Origin of the sequence: Motilimonas sp. E26 (genome assembly GCF_021278025.1) — a bacterium.
Lineage (GTDB): Bacteria > Pseudomonadota > Gammaproteobacteria > Enterobacterales > CBDFNC01 > Motilimonas.
In genome coordinates, this window is sequence record NZ_JAIBHJ010000003.1 from 65,465 (window position 1) to 82,316 (window position 16,852).

Consider the following 16,852-nt stretch of genomic DNA (forward strand, 5'->3'; position numbering starts at 1 on the left):
TTTAGATAAGCTTGATTAACTATTTACAGTCTCTTTTCTTCAGGAGCTTTTGGTGGAGAAGAATGGAAGGTTTTCAGCATATCAGCCGCACTTTCAGGAGAAATTTGTTTACTTCGCTCTTGTTCTTTGAGCTTTTGGGCAAATTCTTCGCTTATTTCAATTACAGTCAAACTTTTACTGGCTATTTGTTGTTCGAGTGCCGTTATTTCTTGTTCTTTTTCCTCTTTATTGAGTGTATTTGACTGTTTTATTTTCGATACTTCAGCTTTCAATATTTTTATTTCTTCGGCAAGCCTATCTTTTACCTGTTTCATTTTCCTGTAATCAACAGGTAGATTGTTTACCTTTTTTTCATATTCTTGTTTGGCTAACCTATACTCTATTTCTTTCTGCTCAAAGGTCTTATTGCTTTGCTTTTTATCAATATCAAGTATTGTTAATGCTTCAGAGGATAAACTAACTTTTGTCTCCCCACTTTCTGCAACATGAGACTGAGGCGTTGAGGAATTTGTTTTAACATTTTTGTCACTATCGCTATGGACACTCAAACCTTTATCTGGGTTTGCATTAGGATATTGTTGATAAATATGAATTTTCATTATAAAGACCTATTTTGACGATTTTAGTATGTTTATCTACATACAAACTGCAATGTAGCCCCCATGAGCAAGCGGGAGATAATGTTGAGTAACCAAGCTGAGCTCGCTGTATTAATTGTGTTTAAATGCCGTGTTGAACGAAGCCGTTGCGCTCTAGAGTGTGACTGACCTTTTATATTACATATGATACTCAAGTTATCCCCTCATTTTGATGGTGCTTGCTGGAGTCATCTCATGAACACAACCGATAACTAAACCAATAAACAGCTTTGTCTATCTGCTGGCGCAATAAATACAAAAAACAATGCCTTTTAAGTGGATTGTCAGCGCTAGAAAACAAGCAACCTACCGTGATGTATCCGGCTTGCATGCCATTAACGAAAAGGTAGGCTGCGCAACTTGCCGACGTGATTAAATCGCCAGTGGTGACTTCAGAACCAGTTCTACTCGGCGATTTTTTTGCATGTTGCTATCGCTGTCATTCGCTGCTTTGGGTGCGACAGGGCCAACGCCGACAGGATGTAACCGCGAGGGTTTTATCTGGTAGTTTTGTGTCAGCACTTTCACCACTTCTGCCGCGCGTTTTTGTGCCAGGCCTTGGTTATAGTCAAATGCCCCTTTATTGTCAGTGTGCCCAACCACGTACAAGGTAATTTGATCTTGTTTTTTTAGAAAATCGGCTATCTCGTTTAGCTGTGGTGTTGAGCTTTCTTTAATGGTGTGTTTATTAAAATCAAATTCTATCCCATACAAAGAAACACTGCCTTTAGCGGCAATTTCTTTGGTTAAGCTATCGCTATCAATATTGAGATCGGCTTGGCTTACTGCTTTTTCTTCAATGATGTCAGCAACAAATTCAACTTCGTATTTACCACTGGTTTGAAAGCTATACATTGAGGCATAAATTTTACCTTGGGGTGTTTGTTTCTCTGCCGTGAACAGGTAATAGTGACTTTTTTCACCCATGTTGTAGATGTCAGACTTATGATTTTTGGCAAACACAGTATTTTTCAAGTTGTCACGTAGCAGCATATTGCCACAGGTGGCTGCCGAGCACTCAAAAATGATTTGAAAGTCATTGTCTAATAAGGCATTCATATAATTTTTGTGTACTGCGTAGGGACCAACACGTTTATCGATTCGGTAGTTTAGTGTTGTCACTTTACCTTCCACAGTTTTCGTCGGGATCTTCTTCTTGTAAGGTCCGGTAATTAACGGGTAAGGTTCAAAATCATTGCGACTAGACCAAACAAGATAACTGCCGGGAAAACGTGTCAGCATGGGGTGGTCTACCGCGCCATTTGCATCTTTTTCAGCGGGTTTAAGCTGTGAAAAATCCATCGGTTTAATAGTAAAGTTATTATCTACCTTTACTCCTGCACTTGGCATTGGCGTGCTAGAGATCTGCTCATAGGCGAGTAATAACTCGTCTTTATAGCCTTGTTTTGCGAAAACAATAACAGCCTCTTGCTGGTCTGCGCTGCCTTTAACGGCAGTTAAATAGCCAAATTGATTTTTGTTTGCGCTGGTATAACCAACTTTGTATAAACCTTCATATCGGAAGTTATCATCAATTTTGGCTCGATAGGGTTTGGTACTGCATTGCTCTGTGCATTCAAGGTTAATTTGGTAGCCCGCAGCTGTCAGTTCTGCTTTCACTTCGCTTAGCCAATGGCGATAGTGCAGGCCATGTTTTCCGTCTATTTCTTGCACATATGAGGCGTAAGCCCCACTGAGGGTGGTATAGTTTTTGCCCGAGCTATCGGCGTGTATCTCAACGGGCACATAAGAATACTGTGTTGTTGCCAGTGATGTGCCAAGCTCGTGTTTGGCAATAACAAATTGGCCATTATTGGCTAAGGCTAAGCCGCTGACACTAGATAGAAGCAGAGCCGAAACTATATTGCGCATAAAAAAATCCTCATCAATTCATAGTTGGCTTGGTAGGTTATCTATTTGATTTATATATGTCGAGATGCGAATCAGTATTGTTACGTATTTATTTTTGATGAAGTTTGAAAATAAAGGGCAGACGCTTGTCATTCTTTGAGCAAGCTTAGGTTGTGCAGATTTGGTGCTTTTTTGTTTAATGAAATTTGTCTTTTTGTTGTTTTATTTATATCTCAAGGGTTTAATACCTTGATTAACTTCGCGTAGACCAAGCTTAAGGAAGAGAATGAAGAATTTATGGCTATTTGCCTTCTTACTAACGATCAGTTGCCATGGCTTTGCCACCGAGGTGAAATACATTATCCCTCCCCATGAACAAGGTGAAATAGAAAATCAGATTTATTTTGAGTATGCACCAATGGACATTCTTGATAACGCCAGCGGTGAGAGCATGCAAACCTTGCTAGGGACATACCATAGTTATAATCAAACAATAGACGGTGACGTTGGGATTCATTATGCAGCATGGTTACAAGAAGCGAAATCTAAGCTCACTGCCGCAGGTTATCAAATTCTGTTTTATTGTGATAAAGACTGTGAGGCATGGAAGTACAAAGAAATGACGGACAATGGTTTTCGTAAAGAAGTCAATCTATATGCTTATTGCTGCTCCAGTAACAATAAAGAAATCGCTTACCTTACCGCAACTAAGCAGCAAGCTGAGCAAACCTACGCTATTTCATTGTTCTCTAACGGCAAAGACGATGAGTTACAAATCGCCTACGAACAGCTAGTTACCCGTGATGAGCCGACCTCACATGTTTCGGTCGAACAAGGGTTTAAAATCGAACCATTGGATTTTTCAAGCTTTGAGGCACCAGAGCCAGACGAAGAAAATACCGCCGACCACCCGTTGTTAAGTCGTTTTCCCGGCAGTTATTTAGTGGCATCAAGCCGCAGTGATTTTGAGCTTTACCCTCTTATTACGGGCATAATGAAAGATGATAAAATCCCAAATAAAATGGTTGAGGGCAAGGTAACGACATTAAACTACCGTATCGATAAACAAGTGGGCACTTATGCTACTCACAAAAACTATCTAAATGCGTTACAAGCAGCTGGGTTTACAGTGATTACAGAGTGCCCCGCTAAAACCTGCGGGAACAAGTTACTTTGGTATAACTACAGTGATACCGTATTTAAATCTCGTCATCACACCAACTTCCAGAACTTAAAATCCAGTTCCAATTACTATTTCTTTACCGCAGAAAAGTCGACCCCAGAAGGTAAAATATATCTTTCAATGGTCAGTGCCCAACCTTTCAATTCCCATCCGGTTGAGCTGGTGGTTGATATCATAGAAGAAAAATCCATTAGCCAAGCAAACTTAAATATTAACAGTGATAGTTTGAGCAAGGCCATTGCCGCACAAGGTAAAGTGGCCTTGTATGGCATTGAATTTGATTTTGACCAACACACCATTAAACCAAGCTCAACTCAGCAGTTAACTGAAATCGCTAATTTTCTGAATGAAAAACCGGAAGTGGCGTTATACGTCGTAGGTCATACGGATAACAAAGGCTCATACGAGTACAACCAAGACCTTGCCGAAAAGCGGGCAACTGAGGTGGTGAATACTTTGGTATCGCAATTTAAAATTGCAGCATCGCGCCTACAACCTGTTGGCGTAGGGCCTGTTGCACCTAAAGCTGCTAATGATACTGATGGCAGTCGCCAGCAAAACAGACGAGTTGAGCTGGTATTAAAAGCGCCGCTGTTTTTGTAGTTGGGTTTTATCGTTCTGCTTTGAATACCATGAGTATCTTGCGGTTGCTTGGGTGTAAATAAGGAGGACTCATGTCGAAAGTGGTATTGCGAGGATATATTTTAGTGCCAACGGCTGATCTTGATGCGGTTAAGCAAGCACTGCCAACACATCAAAGGCTGACTCAGGCTGAAGCTGGGTGCTTGGTATTTGATGTGAAGCAGTGCGCTGAGAGCCCATTAAGGTTTGATGTTTATGAAGTGTTTATCGATAGTGCTTCGTTTGATGCCCATCAAGCAAGAGCCGCTGGTTCGGATTGGGCTAACGTATCAGCCAATGCAGAGCGGCATTATGAAGTTTTCCGGTGCGAGTAGCTCTGCGCCTAACACTACAGAACACTTAATCGTATTTTTATGCTAAATACTTAGCATGAAACGCTAAGTGTTCATCAATAAAGCTCGAGATAAAAAAGTAGCTGTGATCATATCCTGGCTGCATTCTTAATCTGAGATCACTACCTGATATGGCGGCGGCGTCGACTAAGCTTTGCGGATTAAGTTGCTCGGCTAAAAAATTATCGGCCTCGCCTTGGTCAACTAATATCGACAGCTCGGTTTTATTGGCCTTGAGTAATTCAGCGGCGTCGTATTCCAGCCAGCTTGTTTTATCCTCGCCTAAGTAATGAGCAAAGGCTTTTTGTCCCCAAGGGCAATTGCTTGGATGACAGATAGGGCTAAAGGCCGATACTGAGGTGTAGCGCTGCGGATTTTTCAGGGCAATGGCTAAGGCGCCGTGTCCGCCCATGCTGTGGCCAGAAATGGCGCGCTGTGTGGTGACGGGAAAATGGGCTTCAATCAATGGGGGGAGCTCATGCACTATGTAATCATACATTTGATAATGGCGCTGCCACGGCGCTTGAGTGGCGTTGAGGTAAAACCCCGCGCCTAAGCCTAAGTCATAAGCGCCATCGGGCGCATCTGGCACCTCATCACCGCGCGGGCTAGTATCAGGGGCGACGATCGCCATGCCAAGCTGGGCGGCCATTTTAAAGGCGCCGGCTTTTTGCATAAAATTCTCATCGCTGCAGGTGAGCCCTGATAGCCAGTACAATACCGGCACCTTGTTAGCTGCACTGGCATTGGGTGGCAAAAAGATGGCAAAGCGCATGTTACATGCGGTGGTACTGGCTGGGTGTTGATATTGCTGATGCCAGCCTCCCGCGACTTTGGCTTGGCTTAATTGCGTTAGCTGAGTTGATGGGGCGTTTGAGCTCATGATGTCCTCTTTTTATGATGCTGACCCGAAATAACAACGGGTCAGCGCTTATTTGACAAAGTGCAGCTATTTAGCGAAGTGCACCACTGAGCGAATACTTTCGCCTTTGTGCATTAAGTCAAAGGCATCGTTAATTTGCTCCAGTGCCATGGTGTGGGTGATAAAGTCGTTAAGGGCAAATTCACCAGCAAGGTAGCGCTCGACTAATTCCGGTAGCTCTGAGCGTCCTTTAACGCCGCCAAAAGCGGTGCCGCGCCATACTCGACCCGTTACCAGTTGAAATGGACGAGTGGAAATTTCTTGTCCCGCACCCGCCACGCCAATGATCACTGACTCGCCCCAACCTTTATGACAACACTCAAGAGCCGAGCGCATTACATCCACATTACCAATACATTCAAATGAATATTCCACGCCGCCGTCGGTCATTTCAACAATGACTTCTTGAATCGGCTTGTCGAATTTGTTCGGATTAATGCAGTCGGTTGCGCCTAATTGTTTGGCTAACTCAAATTTACTTTCGTTGATATCGACGCCAATAATACGATTAGCTCCGGCCATTTTTGCGCCGATGATGGCAGATAAGCCGATGCCGCCTAAACCAAAGATTGCCACGTTATCGCCAGGCGCTACTTTGGCAGTGTTGAGTACCGCACCCATGCCAGTTGTGACGCCGCAACCTAACAAACACACTTCTTCTAATGGCGCTTTTTTACTGACTTTAGCCAGTGAAATTTCCGGTAGCACAGTGTATTCCGAGAAGGTTGAGCAGCCCATGTAATGAAAAATGGGTTGGCCGTCTTTGTAAAAGCGGGTGGTGCCGTCGGGCATTAAGCCTTTACCTTGAGTTTCGCGCACGGCGCTGCACAAATTGGTTTTGCCAGATTTACAAAATTTACATTCGCCACATTCAGCAGTGTATAGCGGAATGACATGATCGCCGACCGCGACACTGGTGACGCCTTCACCAATTTGTTCAACAATACCGCCGCCTTCGTGGCCTAAAATCGCAGGAAATACACCTTCAGGATCATCGCCGGAAAGGGTAAAGGCATCGGTATGACAAACACCGGTCGCGACAATGCGCACTAATACTTCGCCTTTGCGCGGCAGCATGACATCCACTTCTTCAACACTAAGAGGCTGGTTTGGTCCCCATGCGATAGCCGCTTTGGATTTGATAAATTGGTCACTCATGGTGGCTCCTATTAAAATATATGGATTGCTAACAGTTTGGATACTTTATTACTCGCTAGCAAGATCAATCAAGCTAAGCGTTTTCTATTCTATTGTTATCGTGACGCGCTTTGGTTTGCTCTAGTTAGTTATTTTGCTCCCTATTGTGCGATGAAATTTAATTGTCAACGACTAAATGCTCAGTTACATAATCAATAAATACTCGCACTTTACTTGGTTGATGTTGCTTAGATGCGTAATAAATCATAATCGGCGTCCCTGTCGCGGGAAAATCCGCTAACACCTCCACTAACGCACCAGATTGCAACTCATCTTGTACCAACCATCGGCTTAATAAAGTCACACCTAAGCCCTCTAGAGCAAGCTTACTGGTCAATTCAATGTTAGTCACTGATAAGGCAGGATCGCCATGAATAACAATGAGCTTATTATCCGGCGTATTAAACTGCCAAGGCACAATGCGATAAGTTGTTGGTGAACGGTAACAAACACGCGCTAAGGTGTTTAATTCGCTAGGGTGCGCTGGCATACCATGTTTGGTGATAAATGCAGGCGAAGCGACCGCGACTAAACTCAGTGGGCATAATCGACGAGCAATCATGGTTGAATCAGAAGGTAAGGAATTGCCAATCGCGACATCTATGCCTTCTTTGATCATGTCCACCACTTTATCTTCAAACCTCAGATCCAACTGCACATCGGGATAAGCACGGCAAAACCCTGCAATCAAAGGCAAAAGATGCTGACGACCAAATCCATACGGCACACTTACTCTTAATAGGCCATTAGGGTGCATTTGTGCTGGTGAGTGCTGAGTTAATACAGAATCCAGCTGCTCAAGTAAAGGCGCAACCTGCTGATAAAATCGCTGCCCCTCATCGGTTAAGGAAAGGGCATGAGTTGTTCGATGAAATAGACGCTGTGCTAACTGCTGTTCTAAGTTACCTATGCTCTTGCTCACTGCCGCAGGCGTGACGCCCATTTTTCGTGCGGCTTTGGAAAAATTTAACGTTTCACATACGGTTAAAAATACAGGCAAAAAACGTGCTAAAGCGAGCATCTTCTTCTCCGTCTAATTTGTTGTTGCAAGTCATTAACTCACACTGGCTGATACTATTAGTTGAAACTGTTTGCACCAATTAGATACTAGAAGTTACAGCTTGTTCAAGTAGCATATTAACTAACGTTAATAATCAGGTTGGTAAATTATGAACAAAATCAATTGGGGCATCATAGGCACAGGTAACATCGCGCATCAATTTGCAAGCGCACTGGTCACATTGAGCGACGCTAAGTTATATGCCGTGACATCTCGACAACAAGCGACTGCAGTAAGCTTTGCTCAAGAATTTAACATTGAGCATTCATATGATGAGCTGAGTAGTATGTTAGCAGAGGCAGACTTAGATGTGGTTTATATTGCGACTCCCCATCCCCAGCATTATGAACAGGCCAAAGCATGTATTTTGGCTGGTAAATCGGTACTTTGTGAAAAGCCAATGACTTTAAATAAAGCACAATCTTGTGAGTTGGTTGCGCTTGCTAAGCAGCATCAGGTGTTCTTAATGGAAGCCATGATGATCCCTATGTTTCCTGCGATCCAAGCTTTACAAGACTTAATTGCCCGTGGTGACATTGGCACATTAAAGAGTATCCATGCAGGAATGGGCTTTAACTCACCACGAGATTGGCAAAGCCGCGTGTTTAACCCAGAGTTAGCCGGTGGCGCATTGCTTGATGTTGGTATTTATCCACTCACTTTTGCCCATATTTTAGCGAACAACAGCTTAACCGACATTAGCAGTCAAGTAGAGAAAGCTGAAACGGGCGTGGATCTGCAATCAGTTGTTAACTTAGGCTACCAATCTGGGGTGATTGCGAGCTTAAGCAACAGCATTGGCCATTTTATCCCTTGTGTGGCGACGGTTATGGGCGATAAAGCCATGGTGGAAATTCCACATTTTAGCTACGCGCCAACCGAGTTAATCATCAAGGACCAAATGGGCAACATCACTAACACCTTGTCATTTGATAACTCACAAGGCGCTTATTACCTTGAAGCGCAGCATGTGCATCATTGCTTACGTAACGGCTTGCTTGAAAGCCCATTAGTTCCCCACCAACAAACCTTGGCCATACTTGAAATGATGGATACCTTGAGAGCACAGTGGCAGCTTGTTTACCCAGGTGAATAAGAGCGGGTTAAATTCATGCTTAGTGATCGCAAGACGGGCAATTTGAAACACTAACAATCACACTCTGGCCACAAACATTTAATAGAAGGGGCAGATAAACGGCTAAAACGAGCAAAAGCAAGTATTTAATCTCGGCAGTATCCATGGCCATGTTGTACTAAATACTTGCTTCCCTTGGTTGTTATCGTCTCGATATGTTGGGTTGTTTTTCGCTATGAATAGATTTCACCCATGGGTTAATTATGGCATTTACACCCTTTATTCACCTGGGTAGGTAAGTTGCCACTGCGCTCTTAGTGTATCCATCATTTCTAGCACCGCTAAGGTTTGCTGGTGAGGAACCAAGGGACTTTCCTGTAAGCCAGCGCGTAAGCATTCATTAACGTGTTTCGCTTCAAGGTAGTAGCTACTGCGTTCGGTGGTACAATTAATCACTTCGAGCTGTTCACCCATTTGATCCCTGATGATGACTTGGCTAGGGCCAAAGCTGAAATTGACTACTTCCGCCCATGTTTTATCACCAAAGACACAAGCCGTACAAGGTAAGTAGTGGCCTACGCTGCAAGATAAGTTAGCAATGATGCCAGAGTCATAGTTCAAGGCGATACTCGATTGTAAGTCGACGCCTGTGACCGCTTTTTCCACTTGGCTTTGCATTGAGAGCGGAGCTGATTGAGTGATCATATAAGCGAAAGTAAGGGGGTAGATGCCGATATCTAACAGTGCTCCGCCTGCTAATTCAGGGTTAAATATTCTACTGCTCCAATCTCTTGGTGCGTTAAAGCCCATGCTGGCTTGAATACCTCTCACTTCGCCTAACGTGCCTTGTTCAATCAGGTGTTTTAACTCGGCGATAGCTGGAAATAGGGGGATCAACATGGCTTCCATCAAAAACAAACCTTGCTGGCGAGCTAGGACAACTAATTCTTCAGCTTGTTTTTTATTTAATGTCATCGGCTTTTCACACAACACCGACTTACCCGCTAATAGGCAAGCTTTGGCTTGTGCGAAGTGTTGGGGGTGAGGTGTTGCGATATAGACGACATCCAGCTCAGGCAGCGCTAGCATTGCATCTAATGTGTCAAAAGGGTGTGCAATAGCAAACTCATTAGCAAATTTTTTGGCAGAACTATGTTGGCGAGAGGTCACGGTAAGTAATGTTGTACCATCAAGCTGTTGCAATGCGCTGGCAAATTGGTGGGCGATGTTTCCGGTGCCGATGATACCCCATTGAATATTTGTCATTGCTTGTCCTTGGTTGCTTGGCTGGCGAAATAGTTATTTATGATAGTGACGCACTTTTGTGCACTTTGTAAATCTTGATCCACTTGAGCAGAGATGATGGCCCCTTCTTTTAGCAGGTAAACTAAATTTAAAAGTGGCTCATCTGCATTAGATAAATGTTGCTGAATAAGTTGGCGTATTTTGTGTTTATGCGCTTTGCAATAGTGAGCTGCCTGAGGGTATTGTCCGTCACACTCTGCTGAACTATTAATAAAAAAGCAGCCGCGAAATGGACTAAGCTCAGGAACTTGATTATTAAACCAAGCCGTTAAGGCATTGAATAGCCCGATAACCACTTGCTGGTTTTTTGCGTGGGGATTGAGAGCATCAGGTAAGTTTTGCCGAACGTTAGTTAATTCCTTGGTTAACCAAGTGACAAAACGCTGATCCCGCGCTTCGAGTGCAGCCATTACTAACTCTTCTTTACTCGAAAAATGATTGTAGAGGGTTTTTTTTGCAACCCCTGACACTTTTAGTATTTCATTAATACCCACTGAGTTGATGCCTTGCTGATAGAACAAGGTGAGTCCAGTTTCGATTAACAATTGCCGTTTGTCATTAGCCATGCCGTCACTCCTATATTGACTAAAACATGTTGACACAGGGAGACTGAGTTGTCTACCATTTGCTTGTAGACAAAGTTGTCTACTTTTTTTTAATGGGAAGGATGATGTTATGGGACATATTAGCGTGTCATTATTGGCTGGGTTCGGTGCCTTTGTGGCGATAGGCTTACTTTCATTGGCTGATAGTTTAGCTGCGCATGGGGTTGGTTTTCAGGGACTTTGGTTAATGGCACCACTGGGAGCAACGGCAGTATTGGTTTTTGGTGTGCCAGCAAGTCCGTTAGCGCAGCCAAAAAACGTGATCTTCGGTCATTTGATCACCGCGACTATCGGAGTGGTGTTTACGTTGTATATCGGGGTGACTCCGTTAACTTTAGCGTTAGCAACAGGCTTGGCTGTGTCAGCAATGTTAGTCACTAAAACTACTCATCCACCAGCGGGGGCGAATCCTATTTTAATCATGTTAACGGGGCAGACTTGGTGGTTTTTGGTTTCACCTGTGTTAACCGGAGCCGTGACGCTAGTATTAGTTGGTTGGTTGATGAGAAAGTTGCAACAGCGTTTTGTAAGTTTAACTCACTGATGCATGCTAGCTACTAGAAAGGTGTATTATTATCTGGTAGCTTATTGAAATATCAATGAAATAAATAATAGTCGGAGTATGTTGTGGATTTGATCCAAGGTTTGTTATTAATCACCTCAATTCATTTGTTGGCGGCGGCTTCGCCTGGACCAGACTTTGTTCTAGTGTCACAGCAAACTCTCAGCCATGGTAAAAAAGCCGGCTTACTTTGCAGCATTGGTATTGCTCTTGGTCTTTCTATACATATTTTGTATTCGGCGTTTGGGTTGGCTGCGATTATTGCCAATTCAGCCAGCTTGCTGTGGATGATTAAAATTTTGGGTGGCGGTTATTTATTCTATTTAGGAATAAAAGGGTTGATGGCGAAGCCAGTTGATTTGTCTGCTACTGATGCACCTGTGGCACCCGCTCGCTCAGGCTTAAAAACCATAGGCATGGGGTTTTTATGTAATGCGTTAAACCCTAAAGCGCCGATTTATTTTGTTTCACTTTTCACAGTGGTGTTATCGCCTGATATGCCAATATCACAAATCGCGATTTATGGTGTGTGGATGATGGTGATCCAAATGGCATGGTTTTCGGCCGTGGTTGGTTTACTATCGCGTCCAGCTATTAACTTGAAGTTTAAAAAGCTAGGTCACTGGGTAGATCGCGTTTTAGGCGGAGCCATGATTGCATTAGGAATTAAGATCATAACCACGAGAAGTTAATGATGCCTAGATGTAAAAAGCATTAGAGATGACAAGCTAAATAGCTAAGCTCTATTAATGGAGTGCCGTGTGTATGACATGCTACAAGGTAAAGCGCACGAGAATGATGCTAACTTCATTCTCAGTCGTTGCGGCATTAATTATTCACATGGCATCAGCATTTGCTGAAGCGCCCATTGTTGGCTTATTAACCTTACCAGAACTTTTTGGTCATGGTCCCTGTGAACAGTTTTCACCAAAAGTGATCCCGCTTTACTCCGTGAGCGAGTCTGAACAAGCGGTTGGGGTGATCCGGGTGGAGCAATTTTGGAGCTTTGCTGCTGTTGGTGGTTGTGAAGGTTTAATTGTTAATGTTCACAACAAGGCCGACGGCAGTGTGAGCCTGTTAGATACGCAAGAGTTTGATTATGAGTCGCCAGCTGCCGTTGTGCTTGAGCAGCATAATGATTGGTTTAAACTACGCACGGCTGATGGCTCAGTATGGATTCAGGCAACTCCCCAAGCCAAATACCATTCACTGGCTTCTTTATTGCAGAAAAGGCTGAGTTATATTACTCCGGCTTCAGCAGGTCACATTTTTACGCGTCCCGGCGGAAGTGATATTTCAGCTTCCGTTAGCGGCGAAACATCAGTTTCGGTTGTTAAGAGTACTAATGTTGATGGTAAGCTGTGGTTGTACGTTCAAATTATGAGCCATTCTATTTGCGATCCATCAGAAAAACCTGATGTGGTGTTGCAAGGCTGGATGCCTGCCTATACTCCAGCGGGGCAATTAAACTTATGGTTTTATGCTCGTGGTTGTTAGGAGCTGTTGATCTTTGATGGCGAGTTCGCCTTATTGTCAGCATGCCCTATTGTGTTTGAGGAACAGATGCGAAAAATAGATAAAAAAATAGAACAACAAATCGTGACGGCATTAACGCAAGTTTGTGACCAAGCGTTAGCCAAGGTGGCTGGTTTTGAATGGTTAACCCATAGTGTTAATTATCAGCAGGTTAGTAGCAGTTTATTGGTAACTTGTGTGTTTTCTGAGCAGGAACAATTACGCCAGTGTTTAGCTGACGAGCAAGATGTGCTATTTCAGCAATGGATTGTACAAGCTCTAGCAAAACAAGGCATTAAACTAAAGAATGCGAAGAGCCAAGTGCAGTTCGACAGTGAAAGCGCTTGCGCCGAGCAACACGGCGGCAACTGGGGCAAGCGCTTAGCAAAGCAATAGAAGATCCGTGTTAAGTCACGCAAGATAAACCGCCCTTGATCGCTCGCGCTGATGCGAAAGGGCTCTTAAATCAGCTATTAAAGTAAATCGGCTTCCGTGATGGGGTGAAACACACTGCAAGCCTCAACCAATGAGTTGGCGGTTAAGCTGGGTACGCCGTAGACGTCGGACGTGACGCCATAATCACCGATTTTGTCGAGCAACATATCAAAATCACCATCGCCAGAGAGTAAGATCACCGCGTCCACTTCGCGTGCGGCTTCCATGATATCGATAGTAATCCCCACATCCCAATCGCCTTTGGCAGAGCCATCACTGCGCTGAATATAAGGTTTTAATTTCACCTCAAAGCCGATATGGCGCAATGCACTTTGAAACTTATGCTGACCATCATCACCGCGATGAATGGCATAGGCGGTAGCGGCTACTATGTTGTTTTGCTTGGCTATTTTTTGCCAAAAAGCGCGGTAGTTAAACTGCCGTCCGTAAGCTTCTCGTGTGGTGTAATAGATGTTTTGCACATCGACAAAAATAGCCACTTTACGTTGATTATTATCCAAAAAATAGCGCCTAGGATTGAAATGATTAAAGTCGCTAACCCTACACCAGTTTGACTTACTTGTTAAGGCAAGTCAGTCAGCAATATCCGCCCATCAATATAATTGAACTACTGATTCAAAATTATCAGATTTTATTATCTCTTATCTCGTCCTAATGTGAATGGGTGTTAAGGCTTGACCGCGGTAGACCACATAGTGCCAACGCTGAGCCATCAACATAACCAAGTACGAATAATATCCATGGACCAACAGATGAGAAGGAGTAATAGATGGTTGAAAAAATTAGGGGGACTTTGCCATTGGAAAGGAGTGTTGCCATAGGGAGCCAGCTATGAAAGGAGCGCGGCAATTAATCGTGACACCTGAGCCTATGACCATGTCAGCATTGAATGTAACTCAGTTGAAAACAGTGCCTGAATTAGTTGAACCCCCGCTCAGCATGTTTGAGCAAGGGGCGAAATATGGCCAAGACAAAGCGGTTAAATCACCTTGGCAGTCATTCGGTTTAGCTGTGTTTGCGGGGGCGTTTATTGCTTTGGCATTTGTCTTTTATATCACAGTGACAACCGGCGCCACCGGTGCGCCTTGGGGGCTAATACGCTTAGCTGGCGGTTTAGCTTTTAGTATGGGGCTGATTTTAGTGGTGGTGTGTGGTGGTGAGCTGTTCACTAGCACCGTATTAACCACGATAGCTTGGGCTAAAGGCAGTATTACCACTAAGCAGTTATTGGCGTGTTGGTCTCGGGTGTATTGCGGCAACTTTATCGGTGCGTCGCTGATATTGGGGTTAGTGATGTGGGGCGGCATGTGGCAACTCAATGGCGCGCAATGGGGTTTAAATGCACTGCACATTGCGCAACATAAGCTGCATCACAGTTGGGGCCAAGCTTTTGCCTTAGGCGTACTTTGTAACTTATTGGTTTGTTTAGGCGTTTGGATGACCTTTAGTAGTAAGGACGCATTAACTAAAAGCGCATTACTGATTTTGCCTGTGGCAATGTTTGTTAGCAGTGGCTTTGAGCACAGTATCGCTAACCTGTTTATGGTGCCGCTGGGCATTGCGATTGAGCACTTTGCTGGCGCCAATTTGTTTGCCGCATTAGGCATCCCTGCCGGGCAATTTAGCGATTTAACCTTTAGTAACTTTATTAGTCACAACTTAGTACCGGTGACCTTGGGCAACATTGTCGGTGGTGGGGTCGTTGTTGGCCTCGGTTACTGGGCCGTTGAAAAAGGCAGCGCGACTAAAGTTAACAATATAAAACAAAATTCAAACTATTCTGAATCTTACGGAGAAGGATCTACCATGAAAACTGCAATCAATAATCTAGTTATTCGCGATGTGATGGACGCTCAACCTGTTACATTGGCGCCAGAAATGAACGTGTACCAAGCCTTAGAATTATTAGCGCAAAGTGATGTCCGTAGCGCGCCAGTGGTGGATCAGCAACAAAGACTGCTTGGCTTTATTTCAGAGCAAGACTTGTTACGTGGCATGTGGTCGGAAGAGTTTAGCGCCGATTTGCAGTTGCAGGTACGTGATTTAATGCAATTTGAAATGTTAACGGTAGCGCCGAGTGATTCAGTAGCGCAGCTGCTAGAACTGATGATCGTCGATAAAGATAAGTTATTTCCGGTGTCAGATAGTGGGATGTACATTGGCAGTAGCTACCAAAGTTATGAAGAGCGCTTGCGTTGTGCTCGTGCGAATCGTCCTAGTGCTTACCCTGTGGTAGAAGGTGGTCGTTTATGTGGCGTGATCCGCCGCGAGCATATGCTTACTAAGTTAGTGCGAACACAAAAGCCTGAGGCTGTTGCAGCTGAAGATGCTGTTACTAGCGCGGCTTAAACGAGAAAATTTAAAAAGTAATTTTAACAACAGCGCCAATTTGGCGCTGTTTCATTTATTAGCGGCTTCTTTCAAGCGGCGTTTAACTAAGCGGCGTGCTTCAGATAAAAAACAGTCTCGTAATGGATTATCCCCGGCGTCGTTACGCCAAATAAAAGAAAGACTGCGCTTCATGTTTAGCCGTGATTGGTGTTGCTGTATTTAGCACCATCTTTTATTTATTAGTTGCTTCTTTCAAGCGGCGTTTAACTAAGCGGCGCGCTTCAGATAAAAAACAGTCTCGTAATGGATTATCCCCGGCGTCGTTGCGCCAAATAAAAGAAAGACTGCGCTTCATGTTAAGTTGCGGGGTATTTAGTACGACTAAAGCGCCATCGGCGACGTCTTTCTCGACATCTAAGTAAGGCACACAGCCTAAATAGGGGCCATTTTTCACTAACGTTTTTAATAAGGGAATATGTTCGTATTCTTTCCAAACATTAATATTTTCAATTAAGCCATGAACTGCGCCATCAAAAATGCGTCGTGTGCCAGAGCCTTGTTCACGTAACACCCACTTAGCCTGCTCTAATTGCGCGAGGTTAACGGTGCTGTGACGGGCAAAAGGATGGTGCGGAGAAGCGATCACCACTAAGTGATCGTCCATCCAAGTTTCTGAATGAATACGCGAGTCATCATTACGCCCTTCAATAATACCTAGCTCATATTCATAGTTGAGTAAGCCATCAATGACATTTTCGGTATTTTCAACTATCAGCTCTATGCGTAATTCAGGAAAGTCTTCATCAATTTTGCTGATGAGTTGTGGCAACAAATGTTCTGCTGCGGTTTGGCTAGAGCCAAGCTGTATACAGCCACTAATGATGTGTTGTTCATGTAAGCCTAATTCGATTTGCTGGGCATCTTGTAGCAAACGCTTAGCTCTTGGCCTTAACCATTTTCCCCAATGGCTTAAGCTCAAGCGGTTACCTTGGCGAATAAACAGCGGTCGGTCGAGTAAATTCTCAAGTTGCGATAATGACATGCTAACGGCAGATTGAGTCATTGATAGCTTTCTTGCGGCTGCACTGACACTTTCTAAATTGGCTACCGCATCAAAAACAGCCAGTTGTTTGAGAGAATACTTCATGGTTGAACTTGGGCCTTATTCATTAGTGTAT

General features: G+C 44.0%; 17 protein-coding genes and 1 pseudogene. 8 read left to right on the forward strand and 10 right to left on the reverse strand.

Annotation, left to right across the window (positions count from 1 at the left end; genetic code table 11):
* Positions 1-23 precede the first annotated feature (23 nt).
* Both K1M91_RS03115 and K1M91_RS03120 read right to left on the reverse strand, forming a co-directional pair.
* On the reverse strand, positions 24-599 hold the full coding sequence (locus K1M91_RS03115; RefSeq protein WP_232800100.1) for a hypothetical protein: 576 nt from the start codon (positions 597-599) through the stop codon (positions 24-26).
* Between the two features lie 411 nt (positions 600-1,010).
* Positions 1,011-2,510, reverse strand: a complete 1,500-nt coding sequence (locus K1M91_RS03120; protein WP_232800101.1) for an OmpA family protein — start codon at positions 2,508-2,510, stop codon at positions 1,011-1,013.
* 265 nt (positions 2,511-2,775) lie between these two features.
* Here K1M91_RS03120 and K1M91_RS03125 point away from each other — a divergent pair, with 265 nt between their 5' ends.
* A complete protein-coding gene (locus K1M91_RS03125; protein ID WP_232800102.1) occupies positions 2,776-4,275 on the forward strand; it encodes an OmpA family protein in 1,500 nt (499 codons plus the stop codon).
* A 71-nt stretch (positions 4,276-4,346) separates the two neighbouring features.
* Positions 4,347-4,628, forward strand: coding sequence for an antibiotic biosynthesis monooxygenase (locus tag K1M91_RS03130; RefSeq protein ID WP_232800103.1), 282 nt, complete (start codon positions 4,347-4,349; stop codon positions 4,626-4,628).
* 37 nt (positions 4,629-4,665) lie between these two features.
* Here K1M91_RS03130 and fghA read toward each other — a convergent pair whose 3' ends face one another.
* The 3 genes from fghA to K1M91_RS03145 all read right to left on the reverse strand — a co-directional run bounded on the left by fghA (position 4,666) and on the right by K1M91_RS03145 (position 7,786).
* A complete protein-coding gene (gene fghA / locus K1M91_RS03135) occupies positions 4,666-5,529 on the reverse strand; it encodes an S-formylglutathione hydrolase (protein WP_232800104.1) in 864 nt (287 codons plus the stop codon).
* A gap of 66 nt (positions 5,530-5,595) precedes the next feature.
* A complete protein-coding gene (locus tag K1M91_RS03140; protein ID WP_232800105.1) occupies positions 5,596-6,726 on the reverse strand; it encodes an S-(hydroxymethyl)glutathione dehydrogenase/class III alcohol dehydrogenase in 1,131 nt (376 codons plus the stop codon).
* Between the two features lie 157 nt (positions 6,727-6,883).
* Positions 6,884-7,786 (reverse strand): LysR family transcriptional regulator, encoded by a 903-nt coding sequence (locus tag K1M91_RS03145; protein ID WP_232800106.1) that lies wholly within the window; start codon positions 7,784-7,786, stop codon positions 6,884-6,886.
* Positions 7,787-7,934: 148 nt separating this feature from the next.
* On the opposite strand from K1M91_RS03145, the gene K1M91_RS03150 reads away from it, so the two are divergent.
* Complete coding sequence (locus K1M91_RS03150) at positions 7,935-8,921, forward strand: Gfo/Idh/MocA family oxidoreductase (protein ID WP_232800107.1); 987 nt, start codon at positions 7,935-7,937, stop codon at positions 8,919-8,921.
* 258 nt (positions 8,922-9,179) lie between these two features.
* Here the strand turns inward: K1M91_RS03150 and K1M91_RS03155 are convergent, their stop codons facing one another.
* The gene (locus tag K1M91_RS03155) at positions 9,180-10,166 is read right to left on the reverse strand and encodes a Gfo/Idh/MocA family oxidoreductase (protein ID WP_232800108.1); all 987 of its coding nucleotides are present in this window, start codon (positions 10,164-10,166) and stop codon (positions 9,180-9,182) included.
* Entirely contained in the window at positions 10,163-10,771 is a 609-nt protein-coding gene (locus K1M91_RS03160) for a TetR/AcrR family transcriptional regulator (RefSeq protein ID WP_232800109.1), read from the reverse strand. Before K1M91_RS03160 ends, K1M91_RS03155 begins: the two co-directional genes overlap by 4 nt.
* 109 nt (positions 10,772-10,880) lie before the next feature.
* Between K1M91_RS03160 and K1M91_RS03165 the strand changes: the two genes are divergently transcribed.
* From K1M91_RS03165 to K1M91_RS03180, 4 genes are all read left to right on the forward strand, one after another.
* Complete coding sequence (locus tag K1M91_RS03165; RefSeq protein ID WP_232800110.1) at positions 10,881-11,354, forward strand: HPP family protein; 474 nt, start codon at positions 10,881-10,883, stop codon at positions 11,352-11,354.
* Positions 11,355-11,437: 83 nt separating this feature from the next.
* The gene (locus tag K1M91_RS03170; protein WP_232800111.1) at positions 11,438-12,064 is read left to right on the forward strand and encodes a LysE family transporter; all 627 of its coding nucleotides are present in this window, start codon (positions 11,438-11,440) and stop codon (positions 12,062-12,064) included.
* A gap of 103 nt (positions 12,065-12,167) precedes the next feature.
* The gene (locus tag K1M91_RS03175) at positions 12,168-12,869 is read left to right on the forward strand and encodes a hypothetical protein (RefSeq protein WP_232800112.1); all 702 of its coding nucleotides are present in this window, start codon (positions 12,168-12,170) and stop codon (positions 12,867-12,869) included.
* 66 nt (positions 12,870-12,935) lie between these two features.
* Positions 12,936-13,283: a Fis family transcriptional regulator gene (locus tag K1M91_RS03180; protein ID WP_232800113.1), complete on the forward strand. Its 348-nt coding sequence runs from the start codon at positions 12,936-12,938 to the stop codon at positions 13,281-13,283.
* A 77-nt stretch (positions 13,284-13,360) separates the two neighbouring features.
* Here K1M91_RS03180 and K1M91_RS03185 read toward each other — a convergent pair whose 3' ends face one another.
* Positions 13,361-13,843: an NYN domain-containing protein gene (locus tag K1M91_RS03185; protein ID WP_232800114.1), complete on the reverse strand. Its 483-nt coding sequence runs from the start codon at positions 13,841-13,843 to the stop codon at positions 13,361-13,363.
* Between the two features lie 376 nt (positions 13,844-14,219).
* Between K1M91_RS03185 and focA the strand changes: the two genes are divergently transcribed.
* Entirely contained in the window at positions 14,220-15,692 is a 1,473-nt protein-coding gene (gene focA, locus K1M91_RS03190) for a formate transporter FocA (RefSeq protein ID WP_232800320.1), read from the forward strand.
* Positions 15,693-15,743: 51 nt separating this feature from the next.
* Here focA and K1M91_RS03195 read toward each other — a convergent pair.
* Positions 15,744-15,875 (reverse strand): annotated as a pseudogene (locus K1M91_RS03195) (LysR family transcriptional regulator); the annotation flags it as partial.
* Between the two features lie 31 nt (positions 15,876-15,906).
* On the reverse strand, positions 15,907-16,821 hold the full coding sequence (locus K1M91_RS03200; protein WP_232800115.1) for a LysR substrate-binding domain-containing protein: 915 nt from the start codon (positions 16,819-16,821) through the stop codon (positions 15,907-15,909).
* Positions 16,822-16,852: the final 31 nt, after the last annotated feature.